The organism is Pseudomonas sp. SL4(2022), from assembly GCF_026625725.1.
Taxonomy (GTDB): Bacteria; Pseudomonadota; Gammaproteobacteria; order Pseudomonadales; family Pseudomonadaceae; genus Aquipseudomonas.
In genome coordinates, this window is sequence record NZ_CP113060.1 from 111,502 (window position 1) to 127,731 (window position 16,230).

At 57.1% G+C, this 16,230-nt stretch carries 14 protein-coding genes; 5 read left to right on the top strand and 9 right to left on the bottom strand.

What is annotated here, in order from left to right; translation table 11 throughout:
- The first annotated feature begins 250 nt into the window (after positions 1–250).
- Positions 251–862: a transcriptional repressor LexA gene (lexA, locus tag OU997_RS00590; protein WP_108487857.1), complete on the top strand. Its 612-nt coding sequence runs from the start codon at positions 251–253 to the stop codon at positions 860–862.
- A gap of 94 nt (positions 863–956) precedes the next feature.
- Entirely contained in the window at positions 957–1,433 is a 477-nt protein-coding gene (sulA, locus tag OU997_RS00595) for an SOS-induced cell division inhibitor SulA (protein ID WP_267808535.1), read from the top strand.
- Positions 1,434–1,543: 110 nt separating this feature from the next.
- Here the strand turns inward: sulA and OU997_RS00600 are convergent, their stop codons facing one another.
- The 6 genes from OU997_RS00600 to fadB form a co-directional block, all read right to left on the bottom strand.
- Entirely contained in the window at positions 1,544–1,777 is a 234-nt protein-coding gene (locus tag OU997_RS00600; RefSeq protein WP_090248059.1) for a hypothetical protein, read from the bottom strand.
- Between the two features lie 78 nt (positions 1,778–1,855).
- The gene (locus OU997_RS00605) at positions 1,856–2,374 is read right to left on the bottom strand and encodes a DUF6586 family protein (protein ID WP_108487854.1); all 519 of its coding nucleotides are present in this window, start codon (positions 2,372–2,374) and stop codon (positions 1,856–1,858) included.
- Positions 2,375–2,445: 71 nt separating this feature from the next.
- Positions 2,446–5,055 carry a type I DNA topoisomerase gene (gene topA / locus OU997_RS00610; RefSeq protein ID WP_267808536.1) on the bottom strand — a complete coding sequence of 870 codons (2,610 nt, stop codon included), beginning with the start codon at positions 5,053–5,055 and terminating at the stop codon, positions 2,446–2,448.
- Positions 5,056–5,180: 125 nt separating this feature from the next.
- Positions 5,181–5,417: a DUF1653 domain-containing protein gene (locus tag OU997_RS00615; protein WP_108487852.1), complete on the bottom strand. Its 237-nt coding sequence runs from the start codon at positions 5,415–5,417 to the stop codon at positions 5,181–5,183.
- 85 nt (positions 5,418–5,502) lie between these two features.
- A complete protein-coding gene (gene fadA / locus OU997_RS00620) occupies positions 5,503–6,678 on the bottom strand; it encodes an acetyl-CoA C-acyltransferase FadA (protein WP_108487851.1) in 1,176 nt (391 codons plus the stop codon).
- A gap of 30 nt (positions 6,679–6,708) precedes the next feature.
- Complete coding sequence (gene fadB, locus OU997_RS00625; protein ID WP_267808537.1) at positions 6,709–8,856, bottom strand: fatty acid oxidation complex subunit alpha FadB; 2,148 nt, start codon at positions 8,854–8,856, stop codon at positions 6,709–6,711.
- 481 nt (positions 8,857–9,337) lie between these two features.
- Here fadB and OU997_RS00630 point away from each other — a divergent pair, with 481 nt between their 5' ends.
- Entirely contained in the window at positions 9,338–10,150 is an 813-nt protein-coding gene (locus tag OU997_RS00630; protein ID WP_108487849.1) for a hypothetical protein, read from the top strand.
- Positions 10,151–10,270: 120 nt separating this feature from the next.
- On the opposite strand, the gene OU997_RS00635 is transcribed toward OU997_RS00630, so the two are convergent.
- Positions 10,271–10,708, bottom strand: a complete 438-nt coding sequence (locus tag OU997_RS00635; protein WP_108487886.1) for a hypothetical protein — start codon at positions 10,706–10,708, stop codon at positions 10,271–10,273.
- Positions 10,709–10,794: 86 nt separating this feature from the next.
- Here OU997_RS00635 and OU997_RS00640 point away from each other — a divergent pair, with 86 nt between their 5' ends.
- Positions 10,795–11,235 carry a universal stress protein gene (locus tag OU997_RS00640; protein ID WP_108487848.1) on the top strand — a complete coding sequence of 147 codons (441 nt, stop codon included), beginning with the start codon at positions 10,795–10,797 and terminating at the stop codon, positions 11,233–11,235.
- 28 nt (positions 11,236–11,263) lie between these two features.
- Here the strand turns inward: OU997_RS00640 and OU997_RS00645 are convergent, their stop codons facing one another.
- Together OU997_RS00645 and OU997_RS00650 are read right to left on the bottom strand one after the other, a co-directional pair.
- Complete coding sequence (locus OU997_RS00645) at positions 11,264–11,950, bottom strand: DUF6901 family protein (protein WP_108487847.1); 687 nt, start codon at positions 11,948–11,950, stop codon at positions 11,264–11,266.
- Between the two features lie 45 nt (positions 11,951–11,995).
- Positions 11,996–13,912, bottom strand: coding sequence for an ATP-binding cassette domain-containing protein (locus OU997_RS00650; RefSeq protein WP_267808538.1), 1,917 nt, complete (start codon positions 13,910–13,912; stop codon positions 11,996–11,998).
- A 358-nt stretch (positions 13,913–14,270) separates the two neighbouring features.
- Here OU997_RS00650 and OU997_RS00655 point away from each other — a divergent pair, with 358 nt between their 5' ends.
- A complete protein-coding gene (locus OU997_RS00655) occupies positions 14,271–16,196 on the top strand; it encodes a transglycosylase SLT domain-containing protein (RefSeq protein ID WP_267808539.1) in 1,926 nt (641 codons plus the stop codon).
- Positions 16,197–16,230: the final 34 nt, after the last annotated feature.

The following is a 16,230-nucleotide window of genomic DNA, read 5'->3' on the forward strand; positions in this document are numbered from 1 at the left end:
CACTTGTTTGAAACATACGTTTCAGCTGCCCGCCTTGTCAAGCCGAGCAAACCATCTTGTGGCCGGGTGGTCACAGACATCCGGCAAAGGCACAGGTCAACCCTAGCTAGACGCCCCATAAACGGCCTGAGTAACAGTGCACTGAACAGACGATGTAAAGGTCAATTGAGTAGAGTTCACAACACAAGGATTGCCAATCGCCGATCACTGTATATAATTCCAGTCACTGTACAAAAAAACAGAGCCGACCATGCTAAAACTGACGCCGCGACAAGCTGAAATTCTCGCTTTCATCAAGCAATGCCTTGAAGACAATGGCTACCCGCCTACACGAGCGGAAATCGCCTTGAAACTGGGTTTCAAATCCCCCAACGCAGCGGAAGAACACCTCAAGGCACTGGCTCGCAAGGGGGCCATCGAAATGACTCCCGGGGCGTCGCGCGGTATTCGCATCCCAGGCTTCGAGCCCAACGCCGAAGAAGAGGACGGCTTACCGGTGATTGGGCGCGTCGCTGCAGGTGCGCCGATTCTGGCGCAGCAGCATGTCGAAGACTCCTGCAAGATCAACCCTGATTTCTTCCACCCCAAGGCTGATTACTTGCTACGTGTAAGCGGTATGAGCATGAAAGACATCGGCATCTTCGATGGTGATCTGCTGGCCGTTCACACCACCCGTGAAGCCCGTAACGGGCAAGTGGTGGTGGCGCGCCTGGACGATGAAGTTACAGTCAAACGTTTCAAGCGTGAAGGCAACAAGGTCTGGCTGATTGCAGAAAATCCGGAGTTCGCGCCGATCGAAGTAAACCTGGAAGAACAGGATCTGATTATTGAAGGTTTGAGCGTCGGCGTTATCCGCCGCTAGCAGGACGTTGAAAACGTAGGCGAGGCAGGCGAGACATTTTTAACGCAGTATCGACAACACAGGTAGTTTTCAACTACCTGATAGTGGAGGATCTATGCAGTTCCCACATTCACTGAACCGTACACAACTACCTTTGTTCGATGCATTTCTGGCATCGACGGTGACGCCATTACTTGCCGATAGCGCTGAGCTACCCTGGCAGGATAATGAGACAGAGAAGTTCAGTGAACTGTCGCTGCGTGGCGCGGCCGGGCACTGCCTGAACCTTCTAGCACCAATTCTGCGTGAGCTTAGCGATAACCACGATGAGCGCTGGCTAACCCTGATTGCGCCGCCGTCGAGCCTTACCCAAACTTGGCTACGCAAAGCGGGCCTGAACCGCGAACGCATTCTGCTGCTGCACCCACGCGGGGCACAAAGCGCGCTGGAGCTGGCACAACAGGCCCTGACACTGGGTCGTAGCCATACTGTAGTCAGCTGGCTGCACCCACTGGAACGTCAAGCGCGGCAACAGCTTGAGCAAGCGGCCCACCAGGGCAAGGCGCAAAGCTTGAATATCAGCCTTGGATAATTGGCCGAAAGCCGCGCACAAGGACAGTGCGGATTAGCCGAAAGAAGCCTAGACAACAAAACAACAACGCTAGCAGATCGTTGTAATTTCAGACCGCAAGAACTCTGTAATCAATGCAGAACTCGAGGGCCTTCTTCCTGCTGAAAATTATTTTCAGCCAATCGCCCTGCCATCTGCACACCCACATTGAGCATGGCTTTGGCCACCTCAACATGCTGCCCCTGCAGAAAGGCCTTGGCATCGGCAGAGAAATCCAGCACCACCAGCGACTCCTCATCCTCTGCACGACGCAGGGCAATACGCCCGTCGGGCAATTCTACAATTTCCAAGAATGATGTAGGCATTGGCTTAGCTCTCCACAATAGGCCGACAGTGTAACAGCCGACTCGGGCTCGCCCTAGTCCGCCGGTCCAATCAGCGCCTTACCACTCGATCAAGGTTTCTCGAAACCGCTGCGCCAGAGCCTTCAGCTGCTGACGCCACGTCTCCAGCGTTTCCTGCGTTAACGGCATGACTTCTTCATCTAGGCTGACCGCGGTAATCAACGGTGTAGTGGGATCGACCTTAGCCTTCTTTCCAGCCTGCGGTGGCTGAAACAACTCGGCATAGCCTTTGAGCAGTTGCGCGACCCAACTATCGGCTGACTGCGCCAGTTCAACCAGCTCGCCCAACTCCTGGCTTGGCGCCGCCTGCAGCACGTCCTCCGTGAGAAAGCGCTCTGCACGTGGCGAAGTGCTGTCCGGCAAACGGTAGTAACCGGCAATCTCATGGCACAGACCGAGCAGGGCACCATAGAGATGAAACAACGCAGCCTCACGCTCAGCCTGGATCAAAGCCAAGGCATTCATGCTCTGACTTTGTTCAGCCTTACGCCAGGACTCCAGCGCCAGACCGGCATAGAAGATTTTCTGGTTGGTGCGGGTATAGAGTTCATTGGCCATTGCGGCACCCTCCACAGCGGATTGGATAAGCATACGCGTGCCAGTCAATGGCCGACACGCGCTCCGCTAGATCAGCTCTTGTCTTCGACTTTCCACTTGCCGCCATCAAAAAACGCACGCCATCCTGTAGGCTTGCCATCAACCTCAGTCTGTACGTACTGCTCTTTGGTCTTGCGGCTGTAACGCACCACGGCGGCGCGCCCTTGCGGGTCCTTCTGAGGCGCATCGCAGAGGAAGTGGTACTTGGGGTCGATCTCATCACGGTGCGGAATCAACTCGACCACCAACGGCGCGCGCGTCTCTCGGTTTTTCGGGAATTGACTGGCAGCGAGAAACAGACCCGAAGCACCGTCGCGCAAAATATAGGTGTCGTTGACCTTCTCGCATTTGAGTTCCGGCATCTTCACCGGATCCATCTTCGGCGGCGCCGCTTCACCGCTTTTGAGCAGTTTGCGGGTGTTCTTACACTCGCTGTTGGTGCAGCCGAAGAACTTGCCAAAACGGCCTGTCTTCAACTGCATCTGACTGCCGCACTTGTCGCAATCGAGACTCGGGCCTTCATAGCCCTTGATGCGGTACTGGCCCTGCTCGACTTCATAACCGCTGCAATCCGGATTGTTGCCACAGATATGCAACTTGCGGGTTTCGTCGAGCAGGTAGGCGTCCATCGCGGTCGAGCAGATCGGACAGCGGTGCTTGCCGAGCAACACGCGCGACTCCGACTCACCCTCATCGTCCGCAGCGATTTCATCGCCCGGCACCAGATTGACGGTGGCCTTACAGCGCTCTTTCGGCGGTAGGGCATAGCCAGAACAGCCAAGGAATACGCCAGTGGAGGCAGTTCGAATGGTCATCGGCCGACCACAATCACGGCAGGCGATATCGGTCAACGTTGGCTGATTGGCACGCATGCCGCCCTCGCCTGCTTCCGCAGCTTCAAGCTTCTTCTTGAAGTCACCATAGAACTCATCCAGCACGTGCTTCCACTCGCGTTCGCCCTGAGCTACATCGTCCAGATGCTCTTCCATGCCGGCGGTAAAGCCGTAGTCCATCAGGTTGGAGAAGCTTTCTGCCAGACGCTCGGTGACGATGTCGCCCATCTTCTCCGAGTAGAAACGGCGGTTGTGCAGCGCCACGTAGCCGCGATCTTGGATGGTGCCGATAATCGCCGCATAGGTAGATGGACGACCGATACCGCGCTTCTCCATTTCCTTGACGAGGCTAGCTTCCGAGTAACGCGCTGGTGGCTTGGTAAAGTGCTGGCTGGGGTCGAGCTTGACCAGTTTAAGTACTTCGCCCTGAGTCATTTCCGGCAACACGTCGTCATCACCAGGCTTGCTCAGCTGCGGCAACACGCGGGTATAGCCGTCGAACTTGAGGATACGGCCCTTGGCACGCAACTCGAACTGCGCCGCCGTGACAGTCACAGTGGTCGACAGGTATTCAGCCGGCGGCATCTGGCAGGCGACAAATTGGCGCCAGATCAGCTCGTACAGCCGCTCAGCGTCACGCTCCATGCCCGACAGCTGAGTCGGCTTGAGGTTGACGTCGGAAGGACGAATCGCCTCGTGCGCTTCCTGCGCGCCTTCTTTACTGCTGTAAGCAATTGGGCTGGCCGGCAGGTACGTCTTGCCAAACTCATTTTCAATAAAGCCCCGCACCATGCTCACGGCATCGGCCGAGAGATTGGTCGAGTCGGTACGCATATAGGTGATGTAACCGGCCTCATACAAGCGCTGGGCCATCATCATGGTCTTTTTCACCCCAAAGCCCAGGCGGTTACTCGCGGCCTGCTGAAGGGTGGAGGTAATGAACGGTGCCGAAGGCTTGCTGCTGGTCGGTTTGTCTTCGCGCTTGGTGATGCTGTAGCTAGACGCTTTCAGCGTAGCCAGAGCCGCCATGGCCTGGGCCTCGTTCAGCGGCTTGAAGGCATTGCCGTTCTCGCGTGCCACTTCAAAGCGCACATTGGCGCCTTTGGCGGTGCCCAGGTCGGCGTGCACTTCCCAGTATTCTTCCGGAACAAACGCGCGGATCTCTTTTTCACGCTCGACCACCAGCTTCACGGCTACCGACTGCACACGACCAGCCGACAGGCCACGGGCGATCTTGGCCCACAGCAGCGGCGAAACCATGTAACCCACTACACGGTCGAGGAAGCGCCGCGCTTGCTGGGCGTTGACTCGATTGATATCCAGTTCGCCAGGCTTGGAAAACGCTTCCTGGATGGCCTTCTTGGTAATTTCGTTGAACACCACGCGCTTGTAGCGGCTGTCATCGCCACCAATGGATTCACGCAGGTGCCAAGCAATGGCTTCCCCCTCGCGATCCAAGTCGGTTGCGAGATAGATGGTGTCGGCGTCCTTGGCCAAACGGCGCAATTCCTCGACCACCTTCTCCTTGCCTGGAAGGATCTCGTACTTGGCTTTCCAGCCGTGCTCGGGATCAACCCCCATGCGTGCAAATAGCTGACGCTTGGCTTTTTCCTTGGGCGACAGCGCCGGTACTTCACCTGCAGCGGCTTTACCACGCTTGACCGGTTCTTTGGCGGTACTTGCCGAACCACTGGTGGGTAGGTCACGGATGTGGCCGATGCTCGACTTCACCACGTACTCGTTGCCCAAGTACTTGTTGATCGTCTTGGCCTTGGCCGGGGATTCCACGATGACCAGCGATTTGCCCATGGATTGGAAAATTCCTGAAATTCGATAAAAAAATGCGGAAGACGCTGTACTGCCTGCTAGCGCGGCACCGCTATATATAGTGGTGGTCCGGCAGAGGTCAAGCGCAGCAGTGGCCCGATGTCAGCTCAAGGCCGAGTAAACAGTGCGGTTTCAGCCTGAATCAAAGCAAAGCGTGGAACCGTCTCGCCGTCCACTTCAACGCTTTCGCAAAACATCTCCAACGGTCGCACCCACACGCCAAACTCGCCGTACAGCGCCTGATAGACCACCATCGCCTGCTCCGTTTCGGAATGCTGGGCAACGCCAAACACGCGGTATTCAGGGCCTTTGTAGTGACGATAGAGGCCGGGCTGCAACTGCATCGGTAAATTCCTTGAAGATTTTAAACTGATAAACAAAAACCGGGGCACTTGGCCCCGGTTCTTCCATCTCTGACGCCAGTGAAGCTTAGAGGCGTTCGAAGACGGTGGTGATGCCTTGGCCGAGACCTACACACATGGTCGAAACACCGAAGGTGCCACCGTTCTGCTTCATCACGTTCAGCAGGGTACCGGAGATACGCGCACCGGAACAACCGAACGGGTGACCCAGAGCGATCGCGCCGCCATGCAGGTTGACCTTCTCTTCCATTTTGTCGAGCACTTTCAGATCCTTCAGCACAGGCAGGGCCTGGGCCGCGAAGGCTTCGTTAAGCTCGAAGAAGTCGATGTCATTGATGGTCAGACCGGCACGCTTGAGCGCTTTCTGAGTTGACGGTACAGGACCGTAACCCATGATCGCCGGATCAACACCGGCCACGGCCATGGCGCGAACCACGGCCATGGGCTGAATGCCGAGGTCTTGGGCGCGCTGGGCACTCATGACGATCATGCAGGAAGCGCCGTCAGTGATCTGCGAGGACGTACCTGCAGTCACGGTGCCGCCTTTCGGGTTGAACGCAGGCTTCAGTGCAGCCAGGCTTGCCAAGGTGGTTTCCGGGCGAATGGTTTCGTCGTAGTCGAACACCTTCAGGAAGCCGTTCTCGTCGTAGCCTTGCATCGGGATGATTTCATCCTTGAACTTGCCTTCGACGGTAGCTTTGTGGGCCAGACGGTGCGAACGCTCACCGAATGCATCCTGCTGCTCACGGCTAATGCCATGCATCTTGCCGAGCATTTCAGCAGTCAGACCCATCATGCCCGAGGCCTTGGCCGCGTAAAGCGACAGGTGCGGGTTTGGATCAACGCCGTGCATCATTCCTACGTGGCCCATATGCTCCACACCGCCGATGACGAACACGTCACCGTTGCCAGTCTGGATCGCCTGCACAGCAGTGTGCAGAGCGCTCATGGACGAACCGCACAGGCGGCTCACGGTCTGGCCGGCACTGGTGTGCGGGATCTGGGTCATCAGCGACGCCATGCGCGCGATGTTCCAGCCCTGCTCCAGGGTCTGGTTGACGCAGCCCCAGATCACGTCTTCCACCTCGGCCGGATCGACCTTGGTGTTACGTGCCAGTACGCCACTGATCAGGTTGGCCGACATGGTTTCGGCACGGGTGTTGCGATGCATGCCGCCCTTGGAACGACCCATCGGGGTACGACCGAAGTCGACGATGACTGCATCTCTAGGATTCAGGCTCATAAATTCACTCTCGCTCTAGTCGTTGCGCGATTAACCGAAAAACTTCTGGCCCTTGGCGGCCATTTCGCGAAGCTTGGCAGTCGGGGTGTACAGCGCGCCCAGCTCGGCATATTTGTCGGCCAGGGCAACGAACTCGGCTACACCGATGCTATCGATGTAACGCAGTGCACCACCGCGGAACGGAGGGAAGCCGATGCCGTAGATCAGGCCCATATCGGCCTCAGCTGCGGTATCCACGATGCCGTCTTCCAGACAACGCACGGTTTCCATGCACAGAGGAATCATCATGAAGTTGATGATGTCTTCATCAGTCACTTCACGCTGCTCAGTCACGATGGACTTCAGCAGATCGTAGGCAACCGGGTCGGAAACCTTTTTCGGCTTGCCGCGCTTGTCCATTTCGTAGGCGTAGAAGCCTTTGCCGTTCTTCTGGCCCAGGCGATCCGCTTCATACATCACGTCAACCGCGGTACGACCTTCAACCGCCATGCGATCCGGGAAGCCTTCAGCCATGACGTCACGGCCGTGGTGACCGGTGTCGATACCGACCACGTCGGACAGGTACGCCGGGCCCATCGGCCAGCCGAACTTCTCCATGACCTTGTCGATACGCACGAAGTCGACACCAAAGCTCAGCAGCTTGGAGAAGCCACCGAAGTACGGGAACAGCACGCGGTTAACCAGGAAGCCTGGGCAGTCGTTGACCACAACCGGGGTCTTGCCCATTTTCTTGGCGTAAGCAACGGTGGTAGCCACGGCTACGTCGCTGGACTTCTCGCCACGAATCACTTCAACCAGCGGCATCATATGCACCGGGTTGAAGAAGTGCATGCCGACGAAGTTTTCCGGACGTTTGAGGGCCTTGGCCAGCAAGTTGATGGAAATAGTCGAGGTGTTCGACGCGAGAATGGCGTCTTCTTTAACTACGCCTTCCACTTCAGCCAGCACGATCTGCTTGACCTTGGGGTTCTCAACCACGGCTTCAACCACGATATCAACAGCGCCGAAGTCGCCGTAGGACATGGTTGGACGAATCGCAGTAAGGGCTTCAGCCATCTTCGCCGGGGTCATACGACCTTTGGCAACGCGACCGCCGAGCAGCTTGGACGCCTCGGCCAGCCCCATCTGAATACCCTCTTCACGGATATCCTTCATCAGGATCGGGGTGCCCTTGGAAGCGGACTGGTAGGCGATACCGCCACCCATGATGCCTGCACCGAGTACGGCAGCCAGTTTCACGTCTTTGGCGATTTCGTCGTACTGTTTAGCTTTCTTCTTCAGTTCCTGGTCGTTCAGGAACAGGCCGATCAGGCTGGCAGCAACCGGAGTCTTGGCCAGTTTGACGAAACCTGCCGCTTCAACTTCCAGGGCTTTATCGCGCGCCATATTGGCGGCTTTCTGGATGGTCTTGATGGCTTCAACCGGAGCCGGATAATTCGGGCCAGCCTGGCCTGCAACGAAACCTTTGGCGGTTTCAAAGCACATCATCTGCTCAATGGCGTTGAGCTTGAGTTTTTCCAGTTTCGGCTGACGCTTGGCCTTGTAGTCCAGCTCACCGGAGATGGCGCGCTTGATCAGGTCCAGGGCTGCTGCTTGCAGCTTGTCAGCAGTCACTACAGCATCAACGGCGCCTGCCTTGAGGGCCTCAGCTGCTTTGTTTTCCTTACCACCGGCAATCCACTCAACGGCGTTATCGGTACCGATAACACGTGGCAAACGCACGGTGCCGCCGAAGCCTGGGTAGATACCCAATTTGACTTCTGGCAGACCAACCTTGGCACTGTCAGCCATGACGCGGTAATCCGCAGCCAGGCACATTTCAAAACCACCGCCCAGGGCGATGCCATTGATCGCGACAACAGTCGGAACATTGAGGTCTTCAAAATCACTGAAGATCTTGTTGGCTTCGAGGTTGCCAGCCACCAGCTCTTCGTCCGGCAACTTGAAGTTGTCGACGAACTCGGTGATGTCGGCACCGACGATAAATACGTCTTTGCCACTGGTGACAATCACGCCCTTGATCGAACCATCAGCCTTGATTGCATCAACGGATTGACGCAGTTCATTGAGGGTAAGACGGTTGAATTTGTTGACGGATTCACCCTTGAGGTCGAAATTCAATTCGACGATGCCACTCTCAAGAGCCTTAACCGTGATGGCTTTACCTTCGTAAATCATCAACTGATCTCCACGGTATGGAAGCTGAACAGTACACATCGGAGCCAACCAGCAAGCTACTCCACGGCATAGCCGTCTAAGAGTAGCCCCAATCAGCCTGGCACACCCACCGACGCGATAATCGGGCTGTAAAGGCGGCGCCTCTGAAGGCAAACGCTCAATTCATACGCCCGTTTGATTTGGGTGTGCACACCTTCAAGGAAAAGCCCGAACTTGTCAATTGGCCTGTAGTGACTCGTAGGCCGTACAAAAATTTACGTTCGGGCCCACAACTCGCCGCTAACAACGGTGCCTTGAACGAGCGCACATCCGCAGCGATATATGCCGACAAGGAGCAGTCAACCATCCAAAGTGTGACAGTTCGCATACCTAGCAAAATGATTTCGCTACAGGTACAGTCGTCTCAATACGGCCGTTTTAGACCGACCGTAATCAAAACAAAAACAATTAGAGCCCAATCAAGGGCGCACGGAGTTTCGCCATGTCGAGCCGCATGCTTGCCATCGTCTTGAGCACCCTACTCACCCTCCCCCTGTTCAGTGCTACCACTCAAGCTGCAGATGCCGCCACCAACCTGCTGAAACTGCACCAACTGCGTCTGGCTGCGCAAAAAACCCTGGGTGACTTCTACATGTTCAACGGCATGGAGGGTGATCAACGTTATGCGCGCATGATCAACGAGTCACTCACTGAGGCCAATAATCACTTGAGCGCCCTGGGTGACATGCCGGGAGAAGGTTCAAAGGCGCTTCGCGCACAACTGGATCAACAATGGAAGGGTTATCAGGGTGACCTGAATAACCTGACCAACGCACTGAAGAACCAGGGCTACACGGATCTACAGCCGGTAGCCGACCTGGCCACGCGCAATCAACAACTGATGAACATGAGCCAGGAGCTGTACAACAAGATTCAACAGGAGAGCAGCTACAGCGTGCCCGCGCTGACCCAACTCAGCCGCGAGCAAAGCTTGCTGATGCAGGGCATTGCGGTCGATTACGCGTCCCGTAGCGCTTCAGTGGGCGCTACATTCATGGGCGGCGGAGATGCGCGCCCCATGGAGGATTTAGTCAGCGAGTTCGCCAACAAAATGGCAGCACTGGAAGAAAATCCGAAAAACACCCCACAACTCAAACAAGCCTGGGATGGGGTAGGTACCAAGTGGCGCTATATCGAAAAATCGCTGATCAATTACAACGAGAACAGCGTGCCATTCCTAGTCAACAAGTATTCCAACACTATCATTCAGGGCATTGAACAGATTGCAGGTCAGTACTCGACCGCCAACCTCTAAGCAACGGCTTACTTAACCGGCCTGCCTGGCCGCACTCCAGCCCAGTGTTCGCATTGGGCTTTCTTTTATTGGCTGCACCAGCGCAGATCCACCACCAGAAACCAACAGAAGACCGACGCGTCAGGCGTTAGCCTTGAGAAAACTTACTATTCTCTCCAGCGCCTCGCGCGCACCACGCTCACCCCAGCACACAGAAAGCATCTGCGTGGTCGCCTCGACCTTGTAGACATCTACGGGCAAGTCTTGCAACTGCGCCAGCAAGGCATCATCCGAGCAGGGTTCACGCCACCTATTGACCCACTGCCCTGGCCCCAACTGCCAATAACACCAACTATCAATCTGCCCACGTCGGCGCGCCCGGTGATATTGCGGGCATGAGCCTGGCGGTTGGCGCAACAACCAATGCGGCCATTCTTGGTGCGATAACTGCATTGCCACTCCCATCTGCCGGGCTTGCAGGCGCACATCCATCTGCCCACGCTGATGGCGCGAAGGCACCAGCCAAGCCAGAGGACTGAGCAGAAAAGCCAGGAGTAACAGCAAAAACCAGGGACTCATATCGTTATCTCGCAGGCAAAACCTGTCATCAACGCTCAGGACGACCATACTAAGGTCATTGAACCACTTGCACGGAGAGTCACCCCATGCCCTACCAGCACATACTGGTCGCTGTCGACCTTACTGAAGAGTGCGACCCGGTCATGCACCGCGCGCAGAAATTGGCCGCCAGCAGCGGAGCCACATTATCCGTAGTGCACATTGTCGAACCTATGGCCATGGCCTTTGGCGGCGACGTGCCGATGGACCTGTCGATGCTGCAGCAGCAGCAATTCGACCAGGCCCGCGAACGCCTGGACAGGTTCGCAGGCAAATACCCCGATGTGAGCAGTGACCATCGCCACCTAGCCTACGGCCAACCCCGCCAGGAAATCCACCGCCTGGCTACCGAACAGCAGTGTGACTTGATCATCGTTGGCAGCCATGGCCGTCATGGATTGGCCTTATTACTGGGCTCCACCGCCAACGACGTGCTGCATGGCGCCCCCTGCGATGTGCTTGCTGTACGCCTAAAAAAAACTGACTGAGGCTCGCTGCCGGCGCACCACCAAAAACTCAATCGCCGGCATCACCAGAACTCATGACCAGAGGCCGGATCTTCTGCAGCTGGGTTTCCAGCGAATAAGTCATGCTAGAAGCCATGGAGAAGAAGGTCAGAAACGCCTTAAGGTTCGAATCCCCATCACAAGTAGCATGAATGCGCTGCCAGAAAGCCTGATTGACCAGCTGTAACTGCTGGAACATACGTACCAGCCCCTTGAGCTCCCAATCTGCCGCGCGCCCTTCGCGCAAATTGAAATACTGCTGGGTCAGGTACAGCGACACTGTGCGCAGAGTGAATTCCTGAGTATTGGCAAAGGGAAGATGGTGCTGCGCCATAGGCTTTAACTTGCCTAAGACAGGGCAGGCGCTGGTGGCCATGATCACCCCAAGCAGTGCACGCAAGCCCTCTTCTAAGCCGAGCAATTTGGTGTACTCGCGCTCAGGGGTTCGTACCCACACAGACACTTTCTTGAAAGCCGGCAACCCCTGAAAGTCCTCAATCACTCGATGCAGATCAACTGCTGCAGGACAGTGACTAAAGTTATCTTTGCTCAACGGGCAATTACTGCACTGCTGGTAGTCCAACCGTGTCCAGGCCGGTGCGCGCTGCGCCACCTCAACGTCATAAACGCGATCCAGCTCAATCCGGTAGCTGAACTGATGATCGTCGTCGAGAGTGATGCGGTACTCGATGGCCATAACGGTCTCCGGCAGAAATCTCAAAGTCCTGTTTGAGGATATTGCTTAACCTTCCAGCTCAGCCCAACGCTCGACCAACTGATCAAGCCCCTGCTGAGCCAACTGCAAAGCCGCCAACACTTCAGCCGTCTTGTCTGCCGACTGCTGATAAAAGGTTGGTGCAGCAATCTGTTCCTGCAGCTCAGCTACCCGCACTTCCAGAGCATCGATATGCCCAGGAATGGCTTCCAGTTCACGCTGCAGTTTGTAGCTGAGTTTTTTCTTGTTTGCGACGGCGGCCACTACGGGTTCGGCAACCACCGGTGTAGGCACCACAGCTGAGGCTAGTTCAGGCTTGCCGGCTTTGCTCTCACCCACCCCAAGCAGGCGCGGCGAACCACCCTGACGCAGCCAGTCCTGATAGCCACCAACATACTCACGCACCTGACCTTCACCTTCAAACACCAGCGTGCTGGTCACCACGTTGTCGAGGAAAGCCCGGTCGTGGCTGACCATCAGCACAGTGCCCGGAAAAGTCAGCAGCACCTCCTCAAGCAACTCCAGAGTTTCCACGTCAAGGTCGTTGGTGGGTTCATCCAGCACCAGCAGGTTGGCTGGCTTGCTGAACAGCTTGGCCAGCAAGAGGCGTGCTCGCTCACCACCGGACAGCGCCTTGACCGGCGTGCGCGCACGCTGCGGGCTGAACAGGAAGTCGCCCAGGTAGCTCAGCACATGGCGGTTCTGCCCATCGATCTCGATAAAGTCACGACCTTCTGCGACGTTGTCGATCACAGTTTTTTCCAGATCGAGCTGATGCCGCAATTGGTCAAAATACGCCACATCGATACGCGTACCCTCGGTCACCGTGCCTTGGGTAGGCTGCAGTCCGCCGAGCATCAGCTTGAGCAGCGTGGTCTTGCCGGTGCCATTGGCGCCAAGCAGACCGATGCGGTCGCCGCGCTGCAACACCATGGAGAAGTCCCTGATCAGGAACGGCCCACCCGGATGCGCAAAACTGACGTTTTCCAGCACCATGACCTGCTTGCCAGACTTTTCTGCAGTATCCAGCTGGATATTGGCCTTGCCGGTGCGTTCGCGGCGCTCACTGCGTTCAACACGCAAGGCTTTCAGAGCGCGTACACGCCCTTCGTTACGGGTACGACGAGCCTTGATGCCCTGCCGGATCCACACTTCTTCCTGGGCCAATTTCTTATCAAACAGAGCATTGGCAGTTTCTTCCGCCGCGAGCATGGCTTCCTTGTGCACCAGGAAGCTGGCGTAGTCGCCATTCCAGTCGATCAAGCCGCCACGATCCAGTTCGAGGATGCGCGTGGCCAGATTTTGCAGAAAAGAACGGTCGTGGGTAATAAACAGGACTGCGCCCTGAAAATCGGCCAAGGCTTCTTCCAACCAGGCAATAGCGCCAATATCCAGGTGGTTGGTCGGCTCGTCGAGCAGCAGCAAATCCGGCTCGGAGACCAGTGCTTGAGCCAACAGTACACGCCGCCGCCAGCCGCCAGACAACTCGGCCAGGGTCTTGTCGGCCGGCAACTGCAGGCGACTCAGGGTGCTGTCGACCAGCTGCTGCAAACGCCAACCATCACGTGCCTCGAGGTCCTGCTGCACATGCATCAACTTGTCCAGATCGGCATCGCTGTGAATGTTCTGACTAAGGTGATGGTACTCAGCCAGCAGCGCCCCCACACCATCCAGACCTTCGGCCACAACATCAAACACCGTACGGTCATCGGCTACCGGCAATTCCTGCGGCAACTCGCCGATCTTGAGACCTGGCGCACGCCATACGGTGCCGTCATCGGCCTTCTGATCCCCCTTGACCAGCTTCATCATGCTCGATTTGCCCGTGCCATTGCGGCCGATGATGCACACCCGCTCGCCCCGAGCGATCTGCCACGACACCTTATCCAATAGCGGCATCGCGCCATAGGCCAGGGAAATTTCGGTGAATTTGAGCAGGGTCATGGCACGCCTCAACAAAGCAGCAGGGGTTCACACAATGCCGTAGCCAGGCAATTGAATATCGCCTGAGGTCTGCAGCGACCGCTGAAACACCTAGATAATCATTTGTGGATGCCGCAGCACCTACAAAACAGGGCGCGCATTCTAACCGAGAAGCATACAGGCCGAGCAGGCAATTTCAGCGCCAGGCCCACTAATTTCACCCATTCCCGGCGTTAACCCCCATCAACGCACCTATCCCCTAGTGACTCAGCGATGCCTGCTATCAGGAGCGGCTCTTCGGACAATGCGCGATGAGCCTTCACCGCCTACAGGCAAAGGACTAAGCTAGAGCGATATGCACTATTTGCCTGGAAGTATCATGCGCGGTCCTTTGTTCAGCCTGTTGTCCTGTCTGCTGGTTTCCTCTCTGAGTTTTTCGGCGGCGCATGCCGCGACCCTGGCGCAACAACGTCAATATTACGATCAGGCCAAAGCCGCGCTGGCCAAAGGCGACAAGGGACCTTATCAGCGCTATGCCAGCGCCTTGCGTGACTACCCACTGGAGCCCTATCTGGCCTATGACGAGCTGACTGCGCGCCTGAAGTGGGCAAGCAATGACGAAATCGAGAAATTTCTGGCCGAACATGGCGACCTGCCGCAGATCAGCTGGATGAAGTTGCGCTGGTTGCGCTGGCTGGCCGAGCGCGGCGAATGGCAGACTTTTATCAACTACTACAACCCGGCCTTGAACTTCACCGAACTCGATTGCCTGTATGGCCAATACCAGCTCACCCACGGTATGCAGAAAGAAGGCAGCGCGACCGCGGAGAAACTCTGGCTGGTGGGTAAATCCCAGCCCAATGCCTGTGATCCGCTGTTCGAGCGCTGGGCCGCTACCGGTCAGCTCACCGAACAAAAGCGCTGGCAACGCGCCAAGCTGGCAGCCGAAGCGCGCAACTATGGCCTGGTCACCCACCTGATCAAGACCATGCCCACCTTGGGCAACCACGGCAAAAGCCTGCTGGAGGTGGCACAGAAGCCAGAGTTGCTGAAACAGACCGCACGCTTCACCCAAACAGACCCGGCCATGGCCGATGTAGTAGGCCTCGGCCTACGCCGCCTGGCCCGCCAGGATCCGGAAAACGCATTGAAATTGCTGGACGGTTATGCCCAGCGCATGAAATTTTCCAGCGAGGAACAGGTCGCGATAGCACGCGAGATCGGCCTGACCCTGGCCAAGCGTTTCGATGCTCGTGCCCTGCCAGTCATGGCCAAGTACGACCCCGAACTGCGTGACAACACCGTCAGTGAATGGCGCGCCCGCCTGCTACTGCGCCTGGGCCGCTGGGAAGAAGCCAATCAGCTGACCCGCAAAATGCCGGCCGAGCTGGGCAATACCAACCGCTGGCGCTATTGGCAGGCGCGCAGCCTGCAACTGGCACAGCCCAACAGCCAGGAACCCAAGGCCCTGTATCAGGCGCTGGCCAAGGAACGCGACTTCTATGGCTTTATGGCTGCCGACCAGGTGCAAGCGCCCTATCAGCTGAATAACAAGCCACTGGCCCTGAGCCCGCAAACTATCCAGAAAGTGCGTAACTCGGCAGCCATTCGCCGCGCCCTGGAGTTCCACGCCCGTGGCCAGGTCGCCGATGGTCGGCGCGAGTGGTACAACGTCAGCCGCCTGTTTAGCCGTGATGAGATGGTCGCCCAAGCGCGCCTGGCCTATGAGATGGGCTGGTACTTCCCGGCCATCCGTACCATCAGCCAGGCGCAGTACTGGGACGATCTGGATGTGCGTTTCCCCATGGCCCACCGCGACCAACTGGTGCGTGAAGCCCGTAACCGCGACATTCACTCCAGCTGGGTCTTCGCCATTACCCGCCAGGAAAGCGCCTTTATGGCCGACGCCAAATCCCATGTCGGCGCCATGGGCTTGATGCAGTTGATGCCGGCCACCGCCCAGGAAACCGCCAAGCGCTTCGGCATTCCGCTGTCATCGCCGCAACTGGCGTACCGCCCGGAAATCAATATCCAGCTGGGCGCCGCTTACCTGAGCCAGATCTATGGCCAGTTCAATGGCAACCGCGTGCTCGCCTCCGCTGCCTACAACGCCGGCCCAGGCCGTGTGCGTCAGTGGCTGCGGGGGGCGGACCATCTGTCGTATGACGTGTGGATCGAGAACATTCCGTTTGATGAAACCCGCCAGTATGTACAGAACGTGCTGTCCTACTCGGTGATCTACGGCGAGAAGCTCAACGCGCCGCAGCCCCTGGTGGCCTGGCACGAGCGTTACTTCGACCAGTAAGCCGATACGGCTCAACCGCAGAGGTTGAGCCGCC